The following is a 9912-nucleotide window of genomic DNA, read 5'->3' as shown; positions in this document are numbered from 1 at the left end:
AGGGCCGCGGGGGAGCCGGGGGCGTCGGCCCGGCGGGCGTCCTCCGGCGCCTCACCGGCGCCCGGCGCCGGGGAGAAGGCTGAAGCGGGACCCGGATCCAGGGCCTGGGGGAAGGCCTCCGGGGCCCGGCCGGCCCGGGCCGGGATCGGCGTCCGGGCCGTTCCCGGTCCCGCCGCCGGGCCCTGTCCGGCCCCGTTCGGGGCCTCGGCGAGCCAGTGGCGCTCGCGCTGGAAGGCGTACGTGGGCAGGTCGCGGGCGGCCGGGCCGGCGGGGAGGCCCAGCGGGAGCGCGGCGAGGGCGCCGTGGGCGTACAGGCCCGCGGTCGCGGTGAGCAGCGACCGCGCCTCGTCGCCCTGGCGCCGCAGGGCGGGTACCAGGACGGCGGCGGCCTCGTCGGCGAGGCAGGGGCGGGCCATGGCGGTCAGCACCCCGTCGGGCCCCAGCTCCAGGTAGGCGGTGGCGCCTTCGGCCTCCAGGGTGCGGACGGCGTCGTGGAAGCGGACGGCTTCGCGGACATGGCTCACCCAGTAGTCCGGGTGCGCGATCTCGTCCGTGACCAGGCCGCCGGTGAGGGCGGAGACGAAGGGGATCCCGGGACGGTGGAAGTCCAGGCCCGCGACGGCCGCGCGGAACTCCTCCAGCATCGGGTCCATGAGGGGGGAGTGGAAGGCGTGGCTGACCCGCAGCTCCTTGGACTTCACGTCCAGTTCCGCCAGCCGTCCGATCACCGCCGAGACCGCCTCGCGGGAGCCGGACACCACCACGGCCCGCGGGCCGTTGACGGCGGCGATCGCCGCGCCCGGCACCAGCAGCGGGGCCACCCGCTCCTCGCCCGCCTGGACGGAGACCATGACCCCGCCCTCCGGGAGGGCCTCCATCAGCCGCCCGCGCGCGCCGACCAGCACGGCCGCGTCGCGCAGCGACAGCACCCCGGCCACGTGCGCGGCGGCGATCTCGCCCACCGAGTGCCCGCCGACGAACTCCGGGACCACGCCCCAGGATTCGACGAGCCGGTACAGCGCGACCTCGACCGCGAAGAGGGCCGGCTGCGCGGTCCCGGTGCGGTTCAGGGCCTCGGCGTCCTCCCCGAAGACGGCCTCCCCGAGCCCGCCGCCCAGTGCCGCGCACACCGCGTCGAAGGCCCGCGCGAACACCGGGAACGCCTCGTACAGCCCCCGGCCCATGCCGGTCCGCTGGCTGCCCTGCCCGGTGAACAGGACGGCCAGGCCCCCGGCATCCGCCGCCGCCCGGCCGCGCACCAGACCCGCCGCCCGCTGCTCCCGGGCCAGCGCGTCCAGCCCCCGGGCCAGCTCCTCGCGGTCGGCGGCGACGACCACCGCCCGGTGCTCGAAGGCCGTACGGGTGCCGGCCAGGGCCCGGCTCAGCGCGGCCGGGCCGGTGTCGGCCGCCGCGTCCCCGTCCAGCCAGGCGCGCAGCCGCAGGGCCTGCCCGCGCAGGGCCTCCGGGGTGGTGCCGGACACCGCGTACGGGAGCGGGTGCGCGGGCGGCGCCTCCGGCGCGGCCCCCGCCCCGCGCGGGGCCTCCTCCAGCACCACGTGGCAGTTGGTCCCGCCCATCCCGAAGGAGCTGACACCGGCGACCAGCGGCCGGTCCGGCTCCGCCCACGGGCGCAGCCCGGTGACCACCTCCAGCCGCAGCTCGTCCAGCGGGATCGCCGGGTTCGGCGTCTCGAAGTGCAGGCTCGGCGGGAGCGCGCGCCGGCCCAGGCTCAGCAGGGTCTTGATCAGGCCCGCGATGCCGGCGGCGCCCTCCAGGTGCCCGATGTTCGTCTTCACCGAGCCGACGAGCAGCGGCCGCTCCGCCGGCCGGCCGGCCCCGAGGACCGCGCCCAGCGCGGCCGCCTCCACCGGGTCGCCGACCGCCGTGCCCGTGCCGTGCAGCTCCACGTACTGGACGGAGAGGGGGTCGACCCCGGCCCGCTCGTAGGCCCGGCGCAGCACGTCCTCCTGGCCCTCGCGGCTGGGCGCGGTCAGGCCCTCGCCGCCGCCGTCGTTGTTGACGGCGCTGCCCGCGACGACACCGAGCACCCGGTCGCCGTCGGCCAGCGCCCGTGCGAGGGGCTTGAGGACGACGACGCCGCCGCCCTCGCCCCGTACGAACCCGTTGGCGCGGGCGTCGAAGGTGAAGCAGCGGCCGTCGGGGGACAGCCCGCCGAACTCGGCCGCCGTGACGCTGCTCTCGGGGGCGAGTGCCAGGTTGACCCCGCCGACGACGGCCAGGCTCGACTCGCCCGTGCGCAGGCTCTCGCAGGCCAGGTGCACGGCGACGAGCGAGGAGGACTGGCCGGTGTCCACGGTGATGCTCGGGCCGCGCAGCCCCAGCAGGTACGACAGCCGGTTGGCGAGGACGCTGCGGTGCAGGCCCGTCATGGTGTGCCGGCCGATCGCCGCCGGGCCGCCGCGGTGGGAGAGGGTGGCGTAGTCGTCCCACATGGCGCCGACGAACACCCCGGCGTGCTGCCCGCGCAGCGCCGACGGCACGATCCCGGCGTGCTCCAGGGCCTCCCAGGCCAGCTCCAGCACCAGGCGCTGCTGCGGGTCCATCGCGGCTGCCTCGCGCGGGGAGATCCCGAAGAACGCGGCGTCGAAGGCGTCCACCCGGTCCAGGTGGCCGCCCCAGCGGCTGTCCGCGCGGCCGGGTACGGCCGGGTCCGGGTCGTGGAGGACGGCCGGGTCCGGGCGGTCCGCGGGGACGGGGGTGATGGCGTCGACCCCGTCCCCGAGCAGCCGCCACAGGGCTTCGGGGTCAGGTGCCTGTGGCAGACGGCAGGACAGGCCGATGACCGCGATCCGGCTGTCGGCGGGTGCCGCACCGCCGTTCCGGGTGGAACCGGGCGTGTGCTCAGCCAACTCAGCCAACTCAGCCATCGTCTTCTTTTCACCCATCCGTAGTGCGCGAGGTCGTGCGGGGGAGATGCTGCGCACCACGGGTGGAGGCGGACTCAAGAGCGGCTGAATCAGGCCGTTCCGGAGGACGGGGCCGTGCCGGCCAGCCCGCCCACGTAGTCCTCGCCCGCGATCGGCGCCCCGACCAGCGGGTACGGGACGCCGAGGGCTTCCGCGAGCTCCTCGGCGTACGGCTCCAGCCGCTCGCACAGCCGGTCCAGGAGGGCGGGGATGCCCCGGACCTCGTCCGCGTCCAGCAGGCCCTCGGCCAGGTACCAGCCGTCGTGTCCGGCGAGCTCCTCCAGGGCGTGCAGGGCCAGCAGGTCCCGCAGGATCCCGGCGGCCTCCGGCCCGGTCACCGGATCGGATCCGGCCACCTCGCGCACCGCCTCCCGTAGGGTGCCCAGCACCAGCCGGGCCGCGTGGGTCTCGGCGAGCCGCTCGGCCAGGTCGTACAGGCCGTTCCACGCGTCGAAGGGGGCCAGCCCGCTCCCGGTGGCCTTGCGCAGGCCGTCGGCCAGCTCCTGGTGGAGGATCCGCTCGCGGACGGCGGCGAGCGTCTCCCAGGTGGCCGGGTCGAGCAGGTCGCGGTCGCCGGCGGTGGGCGCCTCGTCGGCGGGCGGGGTGTAGGCGGTGCCGGCCAGCAGCGCCTGCGCCCCGTCCAGGAGCAGCATCTGGTTGTCGGCGGCGGCCGCGTTGAGGGAGTGCGCGAACCCCTGGTAGTCGAGGAAGCGGTTCGCGGCGAGGAAGCCGAGGGCGCCGCTCGCCGTACGCGCGCGGGCGCTGACCCGCTCGGCGATCCGGTCGGTGACCACCTTCATCAGGAAGGTGGTGCGCACCGACCCGGGGGTCAGCGCCGGAGCCTCGGGGCCGGCGGTCGCGGCGGCCACCAGCCGGGCGACGTACGCCCCGGACAGCGCGCCGAACAGGGCCCGCTGCTGGTTGCGGTAGCGGATCACCGGCCGGCCGGCGGCGAACCGGCCGCCGGTACGCCGCCGGTGGGCGTGGCGCACGGCGACGGCCGCGCTCGCGCCGGCCGTCGCCGCGAGGCCCACGACGGCGGCCTCCCAGGCGAACCGGATCAGACTGAGGGTGCGGCGCGCCCGGATCGCCGGGCTCCCGAAGGGGTCCGTGAAACCGCCGTCGGCGGTGAGCACGGCATTGTCGCGCAGCCAGAACCGGTAGGGGATGCGCACCCCGTCGAAGGAGACGACCGCCCCGTCCAGCGGCAGCCACGGCGACGGCTGCAGCGGCCGGACGCCCACGCCGGGAAGCGGGCCGTCCGCGTCGCGCAGCGGCACCAGGAAGCAGAACTCCCCGCACTCGGCGCCGTCGACGACCAGCTGGGCCAGGACCACCGCCAGCCGGGGCACGCCCTCGGCGGCCACCGCGGGCGGGAACTTCACGGCCGCCGGCTCCGGGGTGCGCAGGACGAACTCCTCGCGGTCGGCGTCGTACTCGGCGACGGTGCGCACGGAGGCGTTGCTGTTGCCGTGGCCCAGCTCGGTCATCAGCAGGGCCCCGACCCGCTCGGTGGCCGCCAGCTCCTCCAGCACGTCCGCCAGGTCCTCCCGGCCCGCACCGAACTCGAGGACCGCTCCGGTGGTCATGCAGTGGTGCAGGAACATCGCGTAGAACAAGGCCGGATCGGCCACGGCCGACCAGGCGAGGAGCGGGAAGAGCCGCTCGCGGTCCTGGACCAGGGGGACGGTGGAACCGGCCTCGCGCACGCGGTCGTTGACGTGCCGCAACCGCTCGTACGTCAGGGCGAACCGCTCGTCCCGGCCGCCGTGGTCCGGCCGGGGGCGGAAGACATCGGCCGAAAACACCTGTTCGAGGAAGGCCTGCCCCTCGTGCGGGAACGCGCTCCCCCGCAGGACGTCCGACCAGGCCTGAGAGAACCGACCGCGCACTGTTTACCCCACCCCGTGCCATGGAACCAATCGAGACGACGGGGACCGTAACAAGGAACAGCCCAGGTCAGGGCGGTCCTCCGGCGGACCGGGAGCCACCCCTCAGCCGTCCGAGAGCGCACCGGGACGGGCCCTCGACACGCCCTTGAGAGGCGCTGGACACCGCACCCCGTATCGCACCCCCAAAACGGGCGCGTGGAGCGGGAGATGAGAGCATGCCGGGAGGCTGGTCATGCGCTGGTCATGTGCTAGGAGACTGAAAGGTGTCATCAGCAATGGAGAATTCCGCCGACGGCGTGTACGACGTGGTCATCCTCGGTGGCGGTAGCGGGGGCTACTCCTGCGCTCTGCGCGCGACCCAGCTCGGCCTGGACGTGGTCCTCATCGAGAAGGGCAAGCTGGGCGGCACCTGCCTGCACAACGGCTGCATCCCCACCAAGGCCCTCCTGCACGCCGGCGAGGTCGCCGACGAGCTGCGCCGCGCCGAGTCCTACGGCGTCCGGGCCACCTTCGGCGGCGTCGACATAGCCGGGGTCCACGAGTACAAGGACGGTGTCATCGCCGGCCTCTACAAGGGCCTCCAGGGCACCCTGAAGGCGCGCAAGAACCTCACCCTGGTGGAGGGCGAGGGCCGCCTCGTCTCCCCGACCGAGGTCGAGGTGGGCGGCGTCCGCTACCAGGGCCGCCAGGTCGTCCTCGCCACCGGCTCCCAGCCGCGCTCGCTGCCCGGTCTGACCATCGACGGCAACCGGGTCATCTCCTCCGACCACGCCCTGTTCCTCGACCGGATCCCCGAGTCGGCGATCATCCTCGGCGGCGGTGTCATCGGCGTCGAGTTCGCCTCCGCCTGGAAGTCCTTCGGCGTGGACGTCACCGTCGTCGAGGGCCTGCCCCACCTGGTGCCCGCCGAGGACGTGGACATCTCCAAGTCCCTGGAACGCGCCTTCCGCAAGCGGAAGATCAAGTTCGAGCTGGGTTCGCGCTTCTCCGGCGTCGAGTACACCGAGTCCGGCGTCCGCGTCTCCCTGGAGAACGGCAAGCAGATCGAGGCCGAGCTGCTGCTCGTCGCCGTCGGCCGCGGCCCCGTCTCCGCCGGCCTCGGCTACGAGGAGACCGGCGTGGCCGTCGAGCGCGGCCACGTCGTCGTGGACGAGCTGCTGCGCACCAACCTGCCGACCGTCTCCGCCGTCGGCGACCTGATCCCGACCCTCCAGCTGGCCCACGTCGGCTTCGCCGAGGGCATCCTGGTCGCCGAGCGCCTCGCGGGCCTGCCCGTGACCCCGATCGACTACGACGGCGTCGCGCGCGTCACCTACTGCGAGCCGGAGATCGCCTCGGTCGGCCTCACCGAGGCGAAGGCCAAGGAGGTCTACGGCGAGGACAAGGTCGTCGTCAGCAAGTTCAACGCCGGCAGCACCGGCAAGAGCAAGATCCTCAAGACGGCCGGCGACGTCAAGCTCGTCCAGGTCGTCGACGGCCCGGTCGTCGGCCTGCACATGATCGGCTCGCGCATGAGCGAGCAGATCGGCGAGGCCCAGCTCATCTTCAACTGGCAGGCCCTGCCGTCGGAGGTGGCGAGCCTCATCCACGCCCACCCGACCCAGACCGAGGCCCTGGGCGAGGCCCACCTGGCCCTCGCGGGCAAGCCGCTGCACGTACACGGCTGAGGGCGGGCAGGACGACCGTGACGCCAGGGCGGCCTGACGACAGGACGGCACCGACGGCAGGCCGCGCCGCGCCGCGGCGGCCGGTATCCGCCACCGCCTGACAGAGGACGGGCCGGGGACAACTCCCCGGCCCGTCCGGCGTATTCGGGCCGAACCGCTGGTACGGAGCCCGTACGGGTGCCAGGATCACTGCGCGCGCGGGCACGGGCCCGCCGGTATCCAGCCACCCGTCACAGGTGAGGACGTACCCATGAACCCGGAACACGGCGCGGACCCGGAACACGGCACCCACCCCGGCGGCGCCGGGAGGTCCGCCGCCGACCGGGCGGCCGGCCCCCTGCTCGCCCTCTCCACCGTCCTCATCGGCCTGATGGCGGGGCTGTTCTTCGCCTTCGACGTCTCGGTGATGCCCGGCCTCGCCGCCGGCGACGACCGCACCTACGTCACCGCCATGCAGCACATCAACGCGGTCATCGACGGGAACGGCCTCTTCGGCGGCGTCTTCGTCCTCGCCCTGCTCGCCACCGCCGCCGCGGCCCTCGTCGAGTACCGCAAGGGCAGACGGGGACCCGCCGGGTGGGCGGGCGCCGCCGCCGTCGCCTACCTCGCCGTCCTGGTGATCACCTTCGCGGTGAACATCCCGCTGAACAACGAGCTCGCCGACGCGGGCGACGCCGCGAAGATGACCGGCTTCGCGGTGGTCGACAAGTTCAAGGGCACCTGGGTCACCACGAACATCCTGCGCACCCTGCTCTGCACCGCCGCACTCACCGCCCTCACCCGCGCCCTCCTCCTCCACGGCCGCGCCACCGCGCGCTGACCGCCCCTACGGCTGCCCGTCCAGGACCAGGGCCCACACCAGCAGCCCGAACGCCACCGTGCACAGCACCGTGCGCCCCGTGTTCGCCCGTACCCACGGCCCCTCGAACGCGCGGCGCACGGCCGCCGGGTCGGCGATCCGCTCCACCGGGCCGGCCTGCGCCAGGGCGTTGTTCAGCGGGATGTTCACCCGGGCGGTGACGAGCACCACGAGCACGTACGCGACGAACGCCCCCGCCAGCGGCGCCGTCCCGCCGCCCCCGCCGACCACCAGCCGCAGGGCCAGGGCGAGCCCGGTGAACACCAGCGCCCCCACATAGCCCAGCAGAAACCAGCCGTTGAGGATCGCCACGTTGATCCGCTGCATCGTCTCGACGACCGTCCGGTCCGCCGAAGCCCGCAGACCCGGCATCACCGCCACCGAGAACCCGTAGAAGAGGCCGCTGACCAGCCCCACCGTGAGCGTCGCCGCGACCAGAGCCGCGAACCGTACCGTTTCCATACAGGTAGCCCCCTCGTGTCCCGCTGCCGCGCGCCGCCGCCGATCCTACGGTCGTGAACGCGCCACGCACCGTGGCGGACGCGCCCGCCGGCCCAGCAGGCGAGACGGCACCTCCTCAGCGGCCCGGCGTCCCGGTACCCTCCCGCCTGGGCCCGCACGCCCGCCCCTGACGCTGGAGAGGAATCAGACGTGACCGACCCGAAGCAGAGGCTGGATGTACTGAGGGCCGACATCGAGCGGCGCAACCCCGCTCAGCCCGAGTTCCACCAGGCCGTGCGCGAGGTCCTGGACACCCTGGCCCCCGTCTTCGCGGCGCGCCCCGAGTACGCCGAGGCCGGGCTCGTGGAGCGGCTCGTCGAGCCCGAGCGGCAGATCATCTTCCGGGTGCCGTGGACGGACGACCGCGGCCGGGTCCACGTGAACCGCGGCTACCGGGTGGAGTTCAACAGCGCGCTCGGCCCGTACAAGGGCGGCCTGCGCTTCCACCCGTCGGTGGACATCGGCGTGGTGAAGTTCCTCGGCTTCGAGCAGATCTTCAAGAACGCCCTGACCGGTCTCGGCATCGGCGGCGGCAAGGGCGGCAGCGACTTCGACCCGCACGGCAGGTCGGACGCCGAGGTCATGCGCTTCTGCCAGTCCTTCATGACCGAGCTCTACCGCCACATCGGCGAGCACACCGACGTCCCGGCCGGTGACATCGGCGTCGGAGGCCGCGAGATCGGCTACCTGTTCGGCCAGTACCGGCGCATCACCAACCGCTGGGAGGCCGGCGTCCTGACCGGCAAGGGCCAGGGCTGGGGCGGCTCCGAGATCCGCCCCGAGGCCACCGGCTACGGCAGCGTGCTGTTCGCGGGCGAGATGCTGGCGGTCAAGGGCGTCTCCCTCGACGGCCTCACCGCCGTGGTCTCCGGCTCCGGCAACGTCGCCCTGTACACCGTCGAGAAGCTCCAGCAGCTCGGCGCCAACCCGCTGACCTGCTCGGACTCCCAGGGCTACGTGGTGGACGACAAGGGCATCGACCTCGCGCTCCTGCGCCAGATCAAGGAGGTCGAGCGCGGCCGCGTCAGCGAGTACGCCGCCCGCCGCGGCCCCTCGGCCCGCTTCGTGCCCGGCGGCCGCGTCTGGGAGGTCCCGGCGGACGTGGCCTTCCCGTCGGCGACCCAGAACGAACTGGGGGCCGACGACGCCCGCGCGCTCATCGCGAACGGCGTCAAGGCGGTCTCGGAGGGCGCCAACATGCCGACCACCCCGGAGGCGGTCCACCTCTTCCAGGCCGCGGGCGTCGCCTTCGGCCCGGGCAAGGCCGCCAACGCGGGCGGTGTTGCGGTCAGCGCCCTGGAGATGTCCCAGAACGCGGGCCGCTCGGCCTGGTCCCGGGACCGCGTGGAGGACGAACTGGCGGGCATCATGCGCGAGATCCACCGCGTCGCGTACGAGACGGCGGCCCGCTACGACGCCCCGGGCGACTACGTGACGGGCGCGAACATCGCGGGCTTCGAGCGCGTCGCGGACGCGATGCTGGCCCAGGGCGTCATCTGACGCCCCGTTCCCCCCTCGCCCACCGGGCCCGCACCCCGCACCGGGGTGCGGGCCCGGTGCGGTTCGGCCGGTCCGGCCGTTCCGTTCCGATTCAGCAGGTGTGGAAGGTGCACACGCGGACGTCGACGACCCCCGGCAGCCCCTGCACCTGCTCCTTGAGCCGGTCCTGCGTCTGCCCGTCCGGGAAGTGCCTGGGCATGCGCACGATGAGCACGAGCCGGCCGGGCTCCATCTCCACCATCCCGGCGTCCACGGCGCCGAAGTCCCGCAGCCGCTCCTTGCGCACGTTCAGGTCCCGGTCGTGGAACCGGTCCATGGAGTCGAGCGTCGCGTGGAGGGACGGCGGAGGCTCGTTGTCCGGACCAACCCCGTTGCCGGGTGGACACCTTCTGATTTCCGGCCCCCATGAACTCCCCCTCTTTGAACGCGTTCAGTTGAACAGGTTCAAGATACGCCACAGCCTCCCGTCTGCCCACCGTTGAGGCGCGGGGTCCGGGCGGAGCCCCAGGTCTTTTCAGCCCCACCGGCGTCTGAGGTGGAAACGGAGAAAGGGCGGGGCGGGGAGA

Annotated in this window: 7 protein-coding genes; 3 read left to right on the top strand and 4 right to left on the bottom strand. The window is 74.1% G+C overall.

The window, feature by feature from the left end:
* On the bottom strand, positions 1–2870 hold a 2870-nt coding region (locus tag VR44_RS26245), incomplete at its 3' end, for a type I polyketide synthase (protein ID WP_245692237.1).
* A 107-nt stretch (positions 2871–2977) separates the two neighbouring features.
* Positions 2978–4819, bottom strand: coding sequence for an acyl-CoA dehydrogenase (locus tag VR44_RS26240; RefSeq protein WP_052713840.1), 1842 nt, complete (start codon positions 4817–4819; stop codon positions 2978–2980).
* Between the two features lie 275 nt (positions 4820–5094).
* Between VR44_RS26240 and lpdA the strand changes: the two genes are divergently transcribed.
* Positions 5095–6486, top strand: a complete 1392-nt coding sequence (gene lpdA / locus VR44_RS26235; protein ID WP_045950074.1) for a dihydrolipoyl dehydrogenase — start codon at positions 5095–5097, stop codon at positions 6484–6486.
* A gap of 250 nt (positions 6487–6736) precedes the next feature.
* Entirely contained in the window at positions 6737–7306 is a 570-nt protein-coding gene (locus VR44_RS26230) for an anthrone oxygenase family protein (RefSeq protein WP_045950073.1), read from the top strand.
* 6 nt (positions 7307–7312) lie between these two features.
* Here the strand turns inward: VR44_RS26230 and VR44_RS26225 are convergent, their stop codons facing one another.
* On the bottom strand, positions 7313–7807 hold the full coding sequence (locus tag VR44_RS26225) for an anthrone oxygenase family protein (protein ID WP_045950072.1): 495 nt from the start codon (positions 7805–7807) through the stop codon (positions 7313–7315).
* A gap of 189 nt (positions 7808–7996) precedes the next feature.
* On the opposite strand from VR44_RS26225, the gene gdhA reads away from it, so the two are divergent.
* Positions 7997–9346 (top strand): NADP-specific glutamate dehydrogenase, encoded by a 1350-nt coding sequence (gdhA, locus tag VR44_RS26220; protein ID WP_045950071.1) that lies wholly within the window; start codon positions 7997–7999, stop codon positions 9344–9346.
* A gap of 91 nt (positions 9347–9437) precedes the next feature.
* Here the strand turns inward: gdhA and VR44_RS26215 are convergent, their stop codons facing one another.
* Positions 9438–9662, bottom strand: a complete 225-nt coding sequence (locus VR44_RS26215; protein WP_045950070.1) for a hypothetical protein — start codon at positions 9660–9662, stop codon at positions 9438–9440.
* Between the last annotated feature and the right edge of the window lie 250 nt (positions 9663–9912).

The organism is Streptomyces katrae (assembly GCF_000966975.1).
Taxonomy (GTDB): domain Bacteria; phylum Actinomycetota; class Actinomycetes; order Streptomycetales; family Streptomycetaceae; genus Streptomyces; species Streptomyces katrae.
This window is presented reverse-complemented; position numbering and strand designations above follow the sequence as displayed.